General features: G+C 68.7%; 13 protein-coding genes. 6 read left to right on the plus strand and 7 right to left on the minus strand.

Features of this window, described 5'->3' with window-relative positions; all coding sequences use genetic code 11:
- Positions 1 to 421: 421 nt before the first annotated feature.
- The 5 genes from NBG84_RS00615 to NBG84_RS00635 form a co-directional block, all read right to left on the minus strand.
- A complete protein-coding gene (locus NBG84_RS00615; RefSeq protein ID WP_250917191.1) occupies positions 422 to 2,608 on the minus strand; it encodes a 3-hydroxyacyl-CoA dehydrogenase NAD-binding domain-containing protein in 2,187 nt (728 codons plus the stop codon).
- A gap of 299 nt (positions 2,609 to 2,907) precedes the next feature.
- A complete protein-coding gene (locus tag NBG84_RS00620) occupies positions 2,908 to 4,122 on the minus strand; it encodes an acetyl-CoA C-acetyltransferase (protein WP_250917192.1) in 1,215 nt (404 codons plus the stop codon).
- A gap of 45 nt (positions 4,123 to 4,167) precedes the next feature.
- Positions 4,168 to 5,331, minus strand: a complete 1,164-nt coding sequence (locus NBG84_RS00625) for a CaiB/BaiF CoA transferase family protein (RefSeq protein ID WP_250917193.1) — start codon at positions 5,329 to 5,331, stop codon at positions 4,168 to 4,170.
- Positions 5,332 to 6,409: 1,078 nt separating this feature from the next.
- Entirely contained in the window at positions 6,410 to 6,973 is a 564-nt protein-coding gene (locus tag NBG84_RS00630) for a GNAT family N-acetyltransferase (protein ID WP_250917194.1), read from the minus strand.
- A gap of 10 nt (positions 6,974 to 6,983) precedes the next feature.
- The gene (locus NBG84_RS00635; RefSeq protein WP_486679371.1) at positions 6,984 to 8,294 is read right to left on the minus strand and encodes an NsdA family TPR-like regulatory protein; all 1,311 of its coding nucleotides are present in this window, start codon (positions 8,292 to 8,294) and stop codon (positions 6,984 to 6,986) included.
- Between the two features lie 359 nt (positions 8,295 to 8,653).
- On the opposite strand from NBG84_RS00635, the gene NBG84_RS00640 reads away from it, so the two are divergent.
- Together NBG84_RS00640 and NBG84_RS00645 are read left to right on the plus strand one after the other, a co-directional pair.
- The gene (locus NBG84_RS00640) at positions 8,654 to 8,884 is read left to right on the plus strand and encodes a hypothetical protein (protein WP_250917196.1); all 231 of its coding nucleotides are present in this window, start codon (positions 8,654 to 8,656) and stop codon (positions 8,882 to 8,884) included.
- Positions 8,885 to 9,119: 235 nt separating this feature from the next.
- Positions 9,120 to 10,349, plus strand: a complete 1,230-nt coding sequence (locus tag NBG84_RS00645; RefSeq protein ID WP_250917197.1) for a saccharopine dehydrogenase family protein — start codon at positions 9,120 to 9,122, stop codon at positions 10,347 to 10,349.
- Between the two features lie 69 nt (positions 10,350 to 10,418).
- On the opposite strand, the gene NBG84_RS00650 is transcribed toward NBG84_RS00645, so the two are convergent.
- On the minus strand, positions 10,419 to 11,111 hold the full coding sequence (locus NBG84_RS00650; RefSeq protein WP_250917198.1) for an endonuclease V: 693 nt from the start codon (positions 11,109 to 11,111) through the stop codon (positions 10,419 to 10,421).
- 253 nt (positions 11,112 to 11,364) lie between these two features.
- Here NBG84_RS00650 and NBG84_RS00655 point away from each other — a divergent pair, with 253 nt between their 5' ends.
- On the plus strand, positions 11,365 to 11,664 hold the full coding sequence (locus tag NBG84_RS00655) for a YciI family protein (RefSeq protein WP_250917199.1): 300 nt from the start codon (positions 11,365 to 11,367) through the stop codon (positions 11,662 to 11,664).
- Positions 11,665 to 11,749: 85 nt separating this feature from the next.
- On the opposite strand, the gene NBG84_RS00660 is transcribed toward NBG84_RS00655, so the two are convergent.
- Entirely contained in the window at positions 11,750 to 12,847 is a 1,098-nt protein-coding gene (locus NBG84_RS00660; protein ID WP_425608548.1) for a WD40/YVTN/BNR-like repeat-containing protein, read from the minus strand.
- 120 nt (positions 12,848 to 12,967) lie between these two features.
- On the opposite strand from NBG84_RS00660, the gene NBG84_RS00665 reads away from it, so the two are divergent.
- From NBG84_RS00665 to NBG84_RS00675, 3 genes are all read left to right on the plus strand, one after another.
- Positions 12,968 to 13,372, plus strand: coding sequence for a (4Fe-4S)-binding protein (locus NBG84_RS00665; RefSeq protein ID WP_250917201.1), 405 nt, complete (start codon positions 12,968 to 12,970; stop codon positions 13,370 to 13,372).
- 312 nt (positions 13,373 to 13,684) lie between these two features.
- Positions 13,685 to 14,044, plus strand: a complete 360-nt coding sequence (locus tag NBG84_RS00670) for an SsgA family sporulation/cell division regulator (protein WP_250917310.1) — start codon at positions 13,685 to 13,687, stop codon at positions 14,042 to 14,044.
- Between the two features lie 357 nt (positions 14,045 to 14,401).
- Complete coding sequence (locus tag NBG84_RS00675) at positions 14,402 to 16,048, plus strand: ABC-F family ATP-binding cassette domain-containing protein (protein ID WP_250917202.1); 1,647 nt, start codon at positions 14,402 to 14,404, stop codon at positions 16,046 to 16,048.
- Positions 16,049 to 16,170 lie beyond the last annotated feature (122 nt).

The following is a 16,170-nucleotide window of genomic DNA, read 5'->3' on the forward strand; positions in this document are numbered from 1 at the left end:
GCATGACATGGTGCCCGCCCCTGGCTCTACGGGGGCGGGCGCACCCCTGCCCCAGCCGGGCCGCACCTGGCCGTTCGACGAGGGCAGCCCTCAGCACCCGTGGTCATTGACGGCCACTGCCGCGCCCCGGGCTCTCCATCGCTCCGATATCAGCGGCTCGATCCGTGACCGAGAAGGAGCCAGACCGGGCGGCGGCCGTCGAGTCGCTGTCGGCGCAAGTGCAACCCTGGTGGTCCAGGCCCTGGTCACCGCATTCCAGCGGTGCTCGAAGGAGGAGCTCCGGGCCGCGTTCGGTGCGCAGCCGCCCTCCCCCGATGGCCAGCGGTGAAACAGCTCCCGGTACGCGGCCCTGACACCGATCGCCATGCCGGGTGGCGCGTATGCACCCGCCGGCCTACGCGCCATGACAACCCTGGGCGCGTCAGCGCCCGTCGGTGAACCCTTCCCCGCGTTCCGCCTTCGCCACCAGCAGGGCCGGCGGGTCGAAGCGCTCCCCGTACCGTTCGGCGAGCTCACGGGCGCGTGCGGTGAAGCCGGGCAGTCCGCCGTGGTAGCCGTTGGCGTACTGGAGCACCCCACCGGTCCAGGCCGGAAAGCCGATGCCCATGATGGAGCCGATATTGGCGTCGGCGACCGAGGTCAACACTCCCTCCTGGAGGCAGCGCACGGAGTCCAGTGCCTCGGCGAAGAGCATGCGCTCGCGCATATCGACGAAGGGGACGGAAGTATCGGCTCGGGTGAAATGGGTGCGCAGTCCCGGCCAGAGACGGGTCCGTCGCCCGTTCTCGTACTCGTAGAAGCCGGCTCCACCGCTGCGGCCACCGCGGCCGAACTCATCCACCATCCGGTCGATCACCACATCGGCCGGGTGTCCGATCCAGTTGCCGCCCGCGCTCTCCACCGCACGCCGGGTCTCCTGACGGATCCTGCGGGGCAGCGTGAGGGTCAACTCATCCATCAGCGAGAGCACCTTCGCCGGGTAGCCCGCCTGGGCCGCTGCCTGCTCGATGGATGCGGGGTCCACCCCCTCGCCGATCATGGCGACGCCTTCGTTGATGAACTGCCCGATGACCCGCGAGGTGAAGAATCCGCGTGAGTCATTGACCACGATGGGGGTCTTGTTGATCTGCCGTACGAGATCGAAGGCGCGGGCCACCGCCGCTCCACTGCTGCGCTCGCCCTTGATGATCTCGACCAGCGGCATCTTGTCCACCGGCGAGAAGAAGTGGAGTCCGATGAAGTCGGCGGGCCTCGCCACGCCCTCGGCGAGCAGGGTGATGGGCAGGGTCGAGGTGTTGGAACAGAGCAGGGCATCGGGTTCGACCATGCGCTGGACCTCCTGAAACACCCTGTGCTTGAGGGCCGTGTCCTCGAACACCGCCTCGATCACCACATCACAACCCGTCAGATCGACCGGGTCGGCGGTCGGGGTGATCCTGGCGAGCAACGCGTCGCGCTTGGGCTCGGTGGTACGGCCTTTGGCGAGGGCCTTGTCCAACAGCCGCTCCGCGTACTCCTTGCCATGGCGCGCGGCTTCGAGGGAGACGTCCTTCAGAACGACGTCGATTCCGGCCCGGGCGCACGCGTAGGCGATGCCCGCGCCCATCATGCCTGCGCCCAGGACGGCGACCTTCCGCACCGGCCGCGGCTCGATGCCCTGCGGCCGGCTGACTCCGGAGTTGACTGCTTGGAGATCGAAGAACAGCGCCTGGATCATGTTCTTGGCGGTCTGTCCGACGACGAGTTCCGTGAAGTACCGGGCCTCGATGGTCTCCGCGGTCTCGAAGTCGACCTGGGAGCCTTCGACGGCCGCCGCGAGGATATTGCGCGGGGCGGGATAGGGCGCGCCCGCGGTCTGCTTCTTCAGATTCGCGGGAAAGGCCGGGAGATTGGCGGCGAACCGCGGATGGGACGGAGTACCGCCGGGGATCTTGTAGCCCTTGATGTCCCAGGGCTGTTGTGTTTCGGGGTTGGCGTCGATGAAGGCCCTCGCCTTGGCGAGCATCTCCTGGGGGGTGGTGGCGACCTCATGGATGAGGCCGTTCTCCAGGGCCCGGGCGGGGGTGTACTGGGTCCCTTGGAGGAGCAGTTTCAGCAGCGCGTCGGCGACACCGAGCAGCCTGACGGTTCGGGTGACACCACCGCCACCGGGGAGCAGCCCGAGGGTGACTTCGGGCAGCCCGATACGAGAGCCGGGCGCGTCGAGGGCGATGCGGTGGTGGCAGGCCAGCGCGATCTCATAGCCGCCGCCCAGTGCCGCGCCGTTGATGGCCGCCACCACGGGCCTGCCCAGGGTCTCGATCCTGCGCAGCGCCCGTTTGACGGCCATGCTCGCGTCAAAGATCTCCTGGGCGTGCTCGGGTGCGGCCTCGATGAGGTCCTTGAGGTCGCCGCCGGCGAAGAAGGTCCTCTTGGCGGAGGTGAAGACGATTCCGCGGATGGAGTCCCGCTCGGCCTCGGCGCGATCCGCGATGGCACCGATGGAGTCGCGGAACGCCTGGTTCATGGTGTTGGCGGAGTGGTGGGGGTCATCGAGTACCAGGGTGACAACGCCGGTGTCGTCCTGTTCCCAACGAATCACGGGGCTGCTCTCGGTGCTCTCGGTCATGGTGAAGTCCCTCATGGTCTGGTGGGGTGGTGGCGGATCGGGGTGATGGGTAGCGGTCGCGTTCGGCTGTAGGACGAGCCGGTGTCCGCGTCGCCCGCTGCCCTACGGGGGTGAGCACCGGGCTCGTACCCGTACGGCTGGGGTCTGTCGTCTGGATCAGGCTGGATCAGTGAGCTGGGTCTGGCGTGGTGCATCGCAAGGCGGAGGAGGGAGTCCATGCGGAGCATCGGCGACTGACGACAACTCAGCGAGGTGCCGTGCCAGGGCACGCGAGCCCGGCAAGATCCAAACGAGAGGCCCTAGACGCGTTCCACCACCGTTGCGATGCCCATTCCGCCACCGACACACAGGGTGACCAGCCCATATCGTTTGTCCTGGCGCTCCAGTTCATCGATGAGAGTGCCGAGGATCATCGCCCCGGTGGCTCCGAGTGGGTGTCCCAGGGCGATCGCCCCGCCATTGACGTTGATGCGGTCCAGGGGGAGGTCCAGATCCCGGGCGAAGCGCAGGACCACTCCCGCGAAGGCCTCGTTGATTTCGACGAGGTCCATGTCGTCGATGGTCAGTCCGGCCTTGGCGAGCGCCTTGCGGGTGGCGGGCGCGGGGCCGGTGAGCATGATGGTCGGTTCGGAGCCGGAGACCGCCGCGGAGACGATGCGGGCGCGCGGGGTGAGTCCGTACCGTTCGCCGACCTCAGCCGAGCCGATGGCGACGAGGGCGGCACCGTCGACGATGCCGGACGAGTTGCCCGCGTGGTGCACATGGTCGATCCGCTCGATCCAGTGGTACTTCTGGAGCGCCACCGCGTCGAACCCGCCGAGGTCGCCGATGCCGGCGAAGGACGGCTTGAGTGCGGCCAGACTCTCGGCGGTGGTGCCCGGGCGCATGTGTTCGTCGTGGTCGAGGACGATCAGGCCGTTGCGGTCGCGGACCGGGACCAGGGACCGATCGAAGCGGCCGTCCTTCCAGGCCGCGGCGGCGCGCTCCTGGGAGAGCGCGGCGTACTCGTCGACATCGCGGCGGGTGAAGCCCTCCATGGTGGCGATGAGATCGGCGCCGATGCCCTGGGGCACGAACCCGACCGTGTGGTTGGTCATCGGGTCCGCGAACCAGGCCCCGCCGTCGGAGGCCATCGGCACCCGGGACATGGACTCGACCCCACCGGCGAGCACCAGGTCCTCCCAACCGGAACGGACCTTCATCGCGGCCATGTTGACGGCTTCGAGACCCGAGGCACAGAAGCGGTTCTCCTGCACTCCGGCGACCGTGTCGGGAAGCCCGGCGGCGACTGCCGCGATACGGGCGATGTCGGAACCCTGGTCACCGACCGGGCCCACCACACCGAGCACGATGTCATCGATGGCCGCGGGGTCGAGGTCGGGGAAACGTCCGCGGATCTCATGGATCAGCCCGACGACCAGATCGATGGGTTTGGTGCCGTGCAGGGCGCCGTTGGCCTTGCCGCGCCCCCGCGGAGTACGGATCGCGTCATACACATACGCTTCTGTGGTCACGTCAACAACCTTTCGGGGGTGTGGGGTTGAGGCCGTTCGGCTGCCTCAGTCGGTGTGTCCCGAGGTGACTTCGAGAGCGGGCACTCCCCAGTCCAGGGCCACTGCCTCGTTGTGTGCGCCGGGCAGCGCGGGGCCGGTGCGTACCGCACTCGGTGTGCTGGAGAACCGTGGCGCGGGTGCCGGCTGCACGATGCCGTCGTGGTCGACGAAGGTGCCACGGGCGGCGAGATGCGCGTGGGTGGGTGCTTCCCGTAGGGAGAGGACGGGGGCCACACAGGCGTCGGCGCCTTCGAAGACCCGTGTCCACTGTGCGCGCGTCCGGGTCAGGAAGCGGTCGGCGATCGCCGTCCGCAGTTCGCCCCAGCGGGCGAAGTCCTTTCGCGCCGGGACCTCGTGCTCGATGCCGAGCAGTTGGATGAACTCCTTGTAGAAGCGCTGCTCCAGCGGCCCGACCGCCATGTACTCGCCATCGGCGGTCGCATAGCTGCCGTAGAAGGGGCAACCGCCGTCGAGGAGGTTGGAGCCGCGCCGGTCCTGCCAGCCGCCGGCGGCCATCATCGCGTGCACCATCGTGGTGAGATGGGCGGCGCCGTCGACGATGGCGGCATCCACGACCTGCCCCTGGCCGCCCTCGGTACGGGCGTGTTGCAGTGCGGCCAGCACCCCGATGACCAGATAGAGCGAGCCGCCCGCGTAGTCGCCGAGGAGGTTGGCGGGGATCGCGGGCGGTTCATCGGGCTTGCCGACCATGCCCAGGGCACCGGTGACGGCGATGTACGCGATGTCATGCCCGGCGCGCTCCGCCAACGGGCCGTCCTGCCCCCAGCCGGTCATTCGGCCGTAGACCAGTCGGGGATTGCGGGCGAGGCATTCGGCCGGGCCCACCCCGAGACGTTCGGCCACCCCGGGTCGATTGCCCTCGATGAGGATGTCGGCGCGTTCCACGAGGGCGAGGATGTGCTCCGACGCGCCTTCGGCTTTGAGGTCGATCAGCACGGATCGCTTGTTGCGGTTGGTGAGGTCGTACTGCGGATCGATGGCCATCCCGGAGCCACCGGGCCGATCGACACGGACGACATCGGCGCCGAGGTCCGCCAGCACCATGGCCGCGAACGGGCCGGGGCCGATACCCGCCAGCTCGACCACCCGAACGCCCGTGAGAGGCCCGTTCTGCTTCGCTGTCGTGCTGGTCGGCGCTGGCGTCGCCATCATCGGGTTCCTCGCATTAGATATGACACATATGGCTGCGGACCCACGGTACAACGGCAGCGGGAAAGCGCCCTCGCAGTACGGGAGGCGTCGGCTACCTGCCCTGGCTGAAACACTCCCCCGCAGCTCAGAGGCAGTAGCGCACCTCGCACGGCATCCATCGACCGGCCCATGAGCAGGCCCTCCAGCGTGTCGGCGGGAGGGCCTTTGTTGAGGAGTGGACAAGAGCTGGGGGAATCCGGGCAGATCCTCTGGAAGTGCTGCCCGTCGAACCAGGCCCGCATCGCAGCTGCTTCGATCATGCCGACGACGTGATCACTGCCGAGGACATGCGGAGTGATGGCCTGCGGGTGGTCGTTGAGACCAAGTACAACGACAACCGCGCCCATGACGAGTGCCACGCGGCCGGCGGCTCCGGAACGACCGAAGTCTGCAACTACGACATGAGAGAATCCGGCAGGTCAGCTTCCGTGTCCTCACCCGGAATGGCGCCAACGGGGCGAATGTGCACACGGGCGCCTGGTCCGCGTGGAGCATATCTCTGGGTGACTTTCCCTCACCTCGGATACGAGACACGGCGACACCCGCTCCACTTCTCGGCTCCTTCGGGCGGGGACGGCTTGCCATGTGCCGGGTGCGCGCCGAGCGAGCCGGTCCCGCAGGTCAGTGGCGATCTCCACCCCTTCGGTGGACGCTTGGCCAAGGCGCCCTGAAGAGGTGGATGGCAGCAAGAAGGGGAGGCGTGGGCCGGGGGCTGCGAGGAGGTCGTCGAGGTCGATCACGCCCGGGTCAACAGCGGGCTCGGACGCAGGGCCACGCTGCGGTGTGATTTTTCCCGGTACGCACCTCTATCGATGCTCGCGTCAGAGTGCCAGGGTGAGTGGAGGATGTTGTTCCGCCTCTACCACCTCCGGGGCGGGACCATGTCCCGCCCGCGTGACCCGTTGGGGCGGGACAGCTCCTGTCCCCTCCCGGCTCCCCACGGGAGGGACTGCCGAGAAGGATCCGGATGGGGGCGCGGGTATCGCCCCCATCCGGGATGCTCATCGCGACAGAGAGCATGGCCGTGGTGTCCAGATCAGACGTCAGTACCCACTCGCAGCAGGAGCAGGTCGAACTCCGGGCCATCGGCGGTGTTCCGGTAGGGGCCGGCGTACTCGTAGCCGAGGCGGGCATAGAGTTCCTTGCCACGTGCGTTGGATGGCAGGGCCAGCAGGGATGACCAGACAGGGGCGACGGTCTTCAGTAGTTCGTCATGTATCTGGGAGCCGATTCCCCGAGATTGCCAAGGCGGACGGACGGCAAGTTCGCACAGTCCCATCAACCGCTCGGTCCGTGCGCCCGTAGGGACCTGGTCCATGAGTCCGGGGCCGAACCAGTAGTTGGCGCTGCAAAGGAATCCGTAGCCGAAGCCGACGGCGGTCCCCTCCGCGTAGGCGACGACGAGAGCGAATCCTGAATGCTTGAGGTGTCCGGTGATCTGGCGGTGAAGCGCACGGACAGAGAGGCCCGCTGCCTCAGCCCCCGGGTTGTCGACGAGTTCGGGGTGCGCGTCCGCCCAGATATCAGCGATCACATCGAGCATCGGCGGGACCTTGCCAGGTCCGTAGGCGCGGATCACCGTGTCTGTGCTGGTGGCCACCGATTCCTCCTCAACTGATCTCAGTGATGGTGTGGTACTCCTCCAGCCAGTTGGCTACCACAGGGACCGCGGCGTGCCGCTGGAGGGCGCTCTCGACGCTGTGTAGTTGTTGAAGTAGACGATCTGAGCGCACCTCAAGGAGGTAGGCGAGGACACGTCCGGCTGCCTCGGCTGCGGCTTCTGGTTCGGGACGGTCCCTGACTGCATGCTGGATGGCGATATCCGCCGTGTACAGGGCTCGGTTGCGGGTGAAGCCCTCTCCGTGGAGGAGCACGGCCTGTTGCGCGCCGGCGGCGGCTCGTCCGTGTTGGCCCAGTTCGGCACGGGCGAGGGCTTCGAGTCCGGAGAGTTCGGCAGGGGTGAAGAAATCCAGCCAGGCGGGGTCTGCGTCGCTGGGCCCTTTGGCGTAGAGGTGGTGGGCGCGGACGATGGCCTTGTCGGTGGCGCTGGCGTCGCCCAGGAGTGCCCATCCGCCGGCCTCCCGCATGGTGAACAGGGCGAGCGTCCTCGGTGAGCCGTACGCGCGGACGGCGTTCTGTGCGCCTTGGGCGGCTGCGATCGCTTCCCGGGGCCGGCCGGATGCTCTGGCCAGGAGGGAGAGGCAGCCGAAGGCGTGTCCTTCCAGTCCGGGGTCGTCAGCGATCCGGGCTGCTGCGAGGGCCTCGGTGTAGAGCGAGCGAGCGTCAGCGGCCCGGCCGGAGTCGTACGAGAGCCAGCCTGCGGCGATCGACAGATGGCCGGTCGCCGACCGCAACTGCCGCCCGGTCTCGTCGGTGTGTGTTCCTTCCTGGAGCCACTGATAGGCGGTATGCAGGGCTCGGGAGGCGTCACGGCGCAGGGCGGCGGACCCATGGTCGTGATCGTGGGTGTAGATCGTGGCAACGGCGCGGTCCAGAGCACGGACGTGCGTCGTCCCAATCCTGCCTGGGCCAGAGCCGAGGGGTAGGAGTGTGAGCGCTGCGCACGCACCGTCGGTCAGGAAGTCTCGGCGTTCCACCGGTGGCTCCTGTTCCGTCTCGTGTCTGGACGCTATGCCGGTGAGCGGTGCGGGTGCATCGACCTGGAAGCCGAGTTCACGTGGTGTGCGTCCGGTCATACGGGTGAGGATGCGCCGGTAGATCGCGCGGGGGAGTCCGACCTCACCGTCCTCCCAAGCCGCGATCAGGCGGGATGTGCAGCCGACCCTTTCGCCCATTTCCTCGCCCGTCTTGACGATCAATTGGGCGAACTCCTGTCGGGACATCTGGAATTCACCTACGCGCACAGCGCGTAGTAGGGCGTTGGGAGAAGGACGGTCAGCCATGTCGGCTCCGGGCGGCATCCGCGATGAACGGGTGCGGTGACCGTACCGCCCCCACCCTCTGTCATGCCCAGGGTTCGGAGTCAGATCACCCTCTTCGGCCGGACTTGCATCGTTCTTACATCTCTGTGGCGTCGATTCCGCCTGGCGGTCACTGATTGTGTGGAGGGACAAGCCGACGCCAGGAAGGCCCCACCTGTGATGACGATGCGTGTGTACCGGGTCAGGCAGGACAGGTCTCGCTATCCCGTGTCACCAGAGATCGTGGTGGACACCCCGAGCGGTCCGCAGACGTCACCGAGTCCGATGACATCCTCGGCGTATCCGCCGTGCCGCTGCCCTCGGTGCCGGGCGAGTGAGACGGGCGGTCGGTGATGGAGATGCAGACATGGCGTGACGCCCGTGCCCGTGCCGAGTCCGCGGCGACCGCTCTGCAAGAAGCCCTCACCCAGCTCGGACTACCCGAGCGGGCCGTGGGTTTGATCCGCCCGGTAGTGGGTCCGGACGGGCAGGCGTACGTACGGGTCGGGCTCGGCCTGTTGGAGAGCATGGCCGCGGAGTCCGTCGCGGAGGGAATACGTATCCAGACCGCCGACCCGGAGGACTCCTAGACCGCCTGCCCCCGAAACCGCCCCCCGGCGGGGGCAGGCACCCATCCGCCCTGGCCGTCACCCCGCAAACGGCCGGGGCTATCCTCCGTCCCGGCTGCGCGAACCAGATCGGACGCTGGTAGGTCCAGTGCCGCAGCGATGGTCGCGATTCACCGAAAGGCCCACCGCGGTCCGTGTTACCGATGGGAAACACGTCTTCTTCCGAAGCGCGTCAGCGCGCTAGCCTCAGCTGCCGATGACCGTGGGGGCGAGTACGGAGGAGCCAGTGAACAGCCAGAACGGGACCGATGGAGCATCGCGTCCATATGACCTCGTGCTCTATGGAGCGACCGGGTTCGTCGGACAGCTGACTGCCCGCTACCTCGCTGAGCATGCGCCCGATGACTGCCGCTGGGCCCTCGCGGGCCGCAGTCGCATCAAGCTGGCACAGCTGCGTGACGCGCTCGCCGTCGACCATCCACGATGCGCCGAACTACCCCTGGTGGTGGCGACGGCCGATGACGCCGAGGCGCTGGGTGAACTGGCCGGTTCCACCCGGGTGGTGGCGACCACGGTGGGCCCCTACCTCCGGCACGGAGAACCGCTGGTCGCCGCCTGTGCGGAGGCGGGGACCGACTATCTGGACCTGACCGGGGAGCCAGAGTTCGTCGACCGGATGTTCGTCGCGCATGACGCGCGGGCTCGGGAGACCGGCGCCCGTCTGGTACCCGCCTGCGGCTTTGACTCCGTACCCACCGACCTGGGGGTGTACTTCACCGTCCAGCACCTGCCCGAGGGCGTACCCCTGAGCGTGGATGGATTCGTCCGCTCCCGGGCCAGGGTCTCGGGTGGCACCCTCGCCTCCGTGCTCACGGTCCTCAGCCGCCAGAAGCAGTCACAGCGGGCGGCCCGAGAGCGACGGCTGTATGAGCCACGGCTGGTGGGCCGACGGGCGCGGTCGCCCATCGGCGGGCCCCGGTTCAGCCGTGAGACGGATGCTTGGGCGCTCCCACTGCCGTTGCTGGACCCACAGATCGTCGCGCGCTCCGCCAGGACGCTCCCCCGCTACGGCCCGGACTTCCGCTATCGGCACTACGCGGCCGTGAAGTCCCTGCCGATGGCGCTGGGTGCCGTGGCTGGGGCGGCCGCGCTGCTGGGGCTCGCCCAGCTCCCGCCGGCCAGGCGCTGGCTCTCCGAGCGGATCAAGCCGGGCGAGGGACCTGATGAGCAGCGGCGGGCGAAGAGTTGGTTCTCGCTGCGGTTCGTCGGTGAGGGCGGCGGGCGGACCGTGTACACGGAGGTTTCGGGTGGTGACCCGGGCTATGGCGAGACGGCGAAGATCCTTGCCGAGTCGGCGCTGTGCCTCGCCTTCGATGAGCTGCCCGACGCTTCGGGGCAGCTGACTTCCGCCGTGGCCATGGGCGACGCACTGTTGGTGCGGCTCCAGCGAGCGGGAATCCGGTTTCGGGTGGCGGCCGAGCGTTGATCGTGCCCGAGGCGGCTCCATGGTGTCAGCCGCGTGGGCACGCCCATCCGGCGCGGTGATCGATGCCGACTAGCGGGTGAGGTCGGCGAGGGCATCACGGCAGAGCCGATCGGCTCTGCGGGTGGTCTCGGGCAGTCGGTAGCGGGAGGCCAGGTGAAGGGTGTGGGCGCAGGCGTGGTCGAGCGAGATGCGGTGTCCGACTGAGACATAGACCGGCTTGACCTGGTCCTGGGTGCGGAGCGCCCGGCCGACTTCCTCCCCGTCCGGCGCCCGGAGCGGCACGGATGCACCGCGATCCGGATCAGGGTCGGCGTGGCTGAAGACAAAGGGGTTCTTGGCGACGCCCATGGTGGGCAGGTCGGTCAGTACGCCCAGATGGCTCGCCAGACCGAACCGCCGTGGATGGGCGCGTCCATAGCCATCGCAGACGATCAGCCCCGGCGCCTCGGTGAGGGAGGCCAGTGCGCCCAGGACGGCGGGTACCTCCCGGAAGGCGAGCAGCCCCGGCACATAGGGGAAGGCGACCCGGCCGACGGCGGTGGCCTCCTCGATGACCGTGAGGGTTTGGGCATCGAGCACTACGGCCGCCGCGGCGACGAGGCCGCGTTCATCGTCGTAGGCCACGTCCACACCGGTCACCCGGCCCGTCCCGGGCGGGGGCCCCGGCTCGTCGAGGACGACGCGGGCCCGCAGTTCGTCCTGGACCGCGCGGGCCGTGCTCTCGTCGAGGGGCCAGCCCGGGGGCACTTCAATGATCTTCATGGTGGGCTCCACCCTAAGGGCAGGTCCGCGGTGTCCCATCGGTGCCTCTTCTGATCCCTGGCTGCCCTGGGGAGCGCGTCGGCGCCTCGTCCAGGGCCTGTTCGCGGTCGGCCCGCGGCTCCATGGCGCCAGGGAGCAGCGGCCCCGGTCGGCTCACGGTCGCTGAACGGTCCGACGCGCTGGCGGTGGGGTCCTCAGCCCTGTCGTCGGTGACCGGGTCGACCGGTGCCCCCGGTCACGTAGCCTGGCGGCCATGTTCGTACTGGAGTTGACGTACACGGGTGGCGTCGAACGGGCCGATGAGCTGATGGAGGCGCATCTGGCATGGGTGGACGCCGGGTACACCGCGGGGGTGTTCATCGCGTCGGGGCGGAAGAACCCGCGTGACGGTGGGGTGATCCTGGCGGTGGGGGACGATCGCGCCGAGATCGAGAGGATCACGGCGGACGACCCCTTCACCATCGGTGGGGTGTGTGAGTACCGGATCACCGAGTTCATCGCCACCAGGACCGTGCCCGCACTCGGCCCCTACCGCCAGCGACCGCTGTCGTGACCCGGCTGTAGCCGTCCCCGTCCGGCCGTGGACAGCGGCCGGTCAGGGCCCGTTTCCAGCGGGCTCCGACCGGCGTCGTGGCCCGCTAGGGCTCCAGGCGGGCCACCCGTCCCTTGGCGCCCGAAGCCCAGCATCCGATGTCCTGGGCGCAGTCGACGGAGTCGAAGGAACCGGCGTCGACGGTTCGCCAGCTGCGGCCCCCGTCGACCGTGAGGTCCGTACCGGTGGGGCCGACGGCGAGCGCGGCGGCCGGGGTGTGCGGCAGCCACGCCACCCCCGAGCGGTAGGCGGGCGGCGGGGCCGTGGACGGCCGCCAGCTGCGTCCTCCGTCGCGGCTGATGGCGGACGCGTTGGGGGACGGCTGGCCGGTGCGGTAGTCGCCGCCCACGGCCAGGCCCTGTCCGCGGCCGCGGAAGGCGAGCGCGAACACGCCACGTGCGGGGTCTCCCGCGGGGATGCCGGCTTCGGCGGCGGTCCAGTTCACCCCGCGGTCAGCGGAGTGCAGCACCCGGGCCGTCGCTCCGCCTCCGGTGGCCAGCCAGACGTCCTTCGGACCGGAGCTCACCAGGCACTGGCCGCTCGCGGCGAAGCCGGCCTCACCCTGCTGCGCCGCGGGCATTCCCTCGCTGGGCAGCACCCGCCAGGACCGTCCGCCGTCCCGGGTGGAGAGAATCCGGAACCTGCCGTCCACCGGATCGCTCATCGCCAGGCCGTTGCGGCTGTCGAAGAAGGTGATGCAGTCATAGAACGCACGCGGGTCGGGGTTGCGAAAGGACTCGGTCCAGGTCGTCCCGCCGTCGCTGGTGGCGAAGATCCGCGATGCCTCACCCTCGCCGATGGCCAGGACCACCGCGCGCCGGGCGTCGAACGCCTCGACGTCGCGGAACTCCAGCCCTTCGGCACCGGGCGGGGAGACGTTTCGCCAGCTGTGGCCTCCGTCGGCCGTGCGCAGGACCGTTCCCTTGGAGCCGGCCACCCACGCGGTCGTACGGCTGACGGCGGCCAGGCCCCGGAACTGAACGTCCGTGCCGGTGTTCTTCAGACTCCAGACCGTTCCCTTTCCCGCCGTGAGCTGAGCGCTGTCGGGCGATGCCGCCTGCGCCGGAGTCATCAGTGCTGCGGCGAGGGCACCCGCACACAGCCCCACGGACACCATCCGTCTCGTCTTCCCCATGGAGGTCATGGCGCTGGAAGCTAGCTCAGCGGCCTGAGCCCGTCCAGGGCGGGATTCAGCCGGGAGTGGCGCATCCACCTCCGTCCCGCCCAGGGTGCGGGTCCCGGCGGCAGTTTCTAGGCTGGCCCCATGTCCCAGCCCAAGGAGTACCCAGGCCGGGAGATCACCGTGACCTTCGCCTCGCGGCGCTGCCTCCATGCGGCCGAGTGCGTCCGCGGCCTTCCGCAGGTCTTCGATCTCGAACGGCGACCCTGGATCTCGCCCGATGACGCCCCGGCTGACCTGGTCGCCGAGATCGTGCGCCGCTGCCCTTCCGGAGCGCTGCGCTACTGGTACGCGGATGGAGCGACGGAGACACCCGATCGACCGACCTCAGTCGCGTCGACGCCATCAGGGCAGCTGGTCCTGCGGGGCGATCTGGCCATATGGAGTGCGGGGGTCGAGCATCATGAGACGCGGGTGACGCTCTGTGGCTGCGGGGCAAGCGGAAATCGACCGTACTGCGACCAATCAGGACCCTGTGCCGAACAGTGATGTTCCAGGGACGCCGACGCCGAACGAGCGAGACGCCCGTATCCCCCTCACGTGTCGAACCTCGCCCGGACCGCAGCGTGTGCATCGACCATCGAACTCCGGCGGCCCTTGTGCGAGAACGGCGCCGACGCCGCTGGCCGCCTGTCGGTGACACAGCTCACGCCTCCCTCCAATGCACGTGAAACGCGATTCCGGCGTCTTTCCCCCTGTCAGTGAGGCGTGCCCCGCCCACGTGCGAAGGAGCAGTTCTTGTCCACCGTCACCGTCATCGAGCAGGCCCTCAGGGCCCGGCTGGTCGCTTCAGCGCCCCGAATGGAGACCGTCCCGGTGACGCTGCGTTATGACTCAAGAGACCCCTTCGCCGTGCGGATCGACTTCCCGGCACCCGCCACCCTGGAGAACTCCGACATCACCTGGGTCTTCGGACGCGAGCTGCTGGCGGCGGGGGTCAGTGCCCCGACGGGAGTCGGGGACGTACGGGTGCGGCCCTACGGCTACGACCGCACGGCACTGGAGTTCCATGCCCCCGAGGGCGTAGCGGTCGTGCATCTGCGCACCGGTGAGCTGCGCAGATTCCTTCGGCGTGCCCAGGGCGCGGTGCCCTGGGGTCGCGAGCACCTCTATCTCCATCTCGACCACGGCCTGGCCGAGCTTCTGCGCGACAGCTACTGACGGGGAGCAGCGCCGGTCGGGCGATGCGCCACATGGGACGGGTCCGTGGCGGTCGGACGCGAGCCAGGCCCACTGGCTGCCTGGGGCGCCGTTTTAATCCATTGACAACGCAGAACCGCGTTTCCTACGGTGGTAAGCGTTCCACTGCCGCTCGTGAGGAGAAGGACGTTGCTCGTCTGAGGTCTTGAGACACCGTGCGTCACCGCCGTATCGGCAGGTGCGCAGCGCGTGCGACCTCGGCTTTGTGAGCCGTTCTCTCTGCCCGGCCATTTCCTTCCTTGGTTTTCGGTGCGGCCGTCGCACGTATCCCGGTGTCTCTTCGTTGCCCGCTTTTCGCCATGCAACCAGGAGGCCCCTATGTCTACTTCCCCCACCTTTGTCACCTGCTCTTCCCTCACCTTCGCCTGGCCGGACGGGACTGCCGTCTTCGATGACTTCCAGTTGGCCGTCGGCCCTGGCAGAACCGGCCTCATCGGCCTCAACGGCTCGGGGAAGTCCACCCTGCTCAAGCTGATCGCCGGCGTGCTGTCCCCGATCGAGGGCGCGGTCCGCACCATGGGTGATGTCGGATACCTGCCGCAGAACCTGGTGCTCGACACCGCGCTACGCGTCGACGAGGTGCTGGGTATCGCCCAGAAGCGCGCTGCTCTGCATGCCATTGAGGCGGGTGAGGTGGGCGAGGAGCACTACACCGCCATCGGTGACGATTGGGACATTGAGGAGCGGGCCCGGGCGACCCTGGACCAGCTCGGTCTCGGTCGTATCGGACTCGACCGCACGCTGGGCGAGGTCTCGGGTGGCGAAGGCGTGCTGCTGCGGCTCGCGGCGTTGACGCTGGCCCGGCCGGGTGTCCTGCTGCTCGACGAGCCGACGAACAACCTCGATCTGCAGGCACGACGACGGTTGTACGAGGCCGTCGACTCATGGTCCGGGGTGATGGTGGTGGTGAGCCACGACCGCGAACTCCTGGAACGGGTCGACCAGATCGCCGATCTACGGGACGGCGAGGTCGCCTGGTACGGCGGGAACTTCTCGGCGTACCAGGACGCGCTGGCCCTGGAGCAGGAGGCCGCCGAGCGCATGGTTCGCGTCGCGGAGGCCGATGTCCAACGGCAGAAGCGGGAACTGGCCGACGCACAGGTCAAACTCGCCCGCCGCAAGCGTTACGGCCAGAAGATGTACGACACCAAGCGTGAACCCAAGATCGTCATGGGTGGGCGCAAACGCGCGGCCCAGGTGAGCGCGGGCAAGCACCACACCATGCACACCGGAAAGCTCGCCGAGGCCAAAGAGCGGCTCGACGAGGCGGTGGAGGCCGTCCGTGACGACGATGAGATCCGTATCGAGCTGCCGTACACCCAGGTCCATCCCGGGCGGGGCGTCCTGCGCCTGATGGATCTCCAACTCCGCTACGGGACGCAGCTCCAGGGCGGGTTCGAGCTACGCGGTCCCGAGCGCGTCGCGCTGGTGGGGCGCAACGGGGCCGGAAAGACGACCCTGTTGCGAACGATCACCGGCGAGCTGGACCCGGTCGCGGGAGAGGCGGTGGCCGAGGTGCCGCTGCGCTTCCTTCCGCAGCGGCTCGACGTGCTGGACGACGGGTTGACCATCGTGGAGAACGTGGCGCGCTTCGCGCCGGCCGCGACCAACAACCGCATGCGCGCCCAGCTGGCGCGGTTTCTCTTCCGTGGCGCGCGGGCCGATCAGCTGGCCGGGACACTCTCGGGCGGTGAGCGTTTTCGAGCAACGCTCGCCGCCCTCCTCCTGGCGGAGCCGGCCCCGCAACTGCTCATGCTGGACGAACCGACCAACAACCTCGATATGGCCAGTGTGCGCAGATTGACCGCGGCCCTGGACGCCTATGAGGGGGCGCTGATCGTGGCCAGCCACGATGTGCCGTTCCTGGAGTCCATCGGCGTCACTCGCTGGCTGCTGCTGGACGACGGGCTCCATGACATCTCAGTGGAGGAGGTACGGGAGGGTCGACTGGAGGCCGGGACGTAGGAGAGTCGAGCCGCCGGTAGCGCGCCGTAGAGCAAGGCACCCAGGGTGGCCCGCACCAGGCTGATCGCCTCCCTCATCAGCTGACGATGAATCCAGACAGGAGATGTCTGGATTCATCGTTA

It is taken from the genome of Streptomyces albipurpureus (assembly GCF_023701525.1).
GTDB lineage: Bacteria > Actinomycetota > Actinomycetes > Streptomycetales > Streptomycetaceae > Streptomyces > Streptomyces albipurpureus.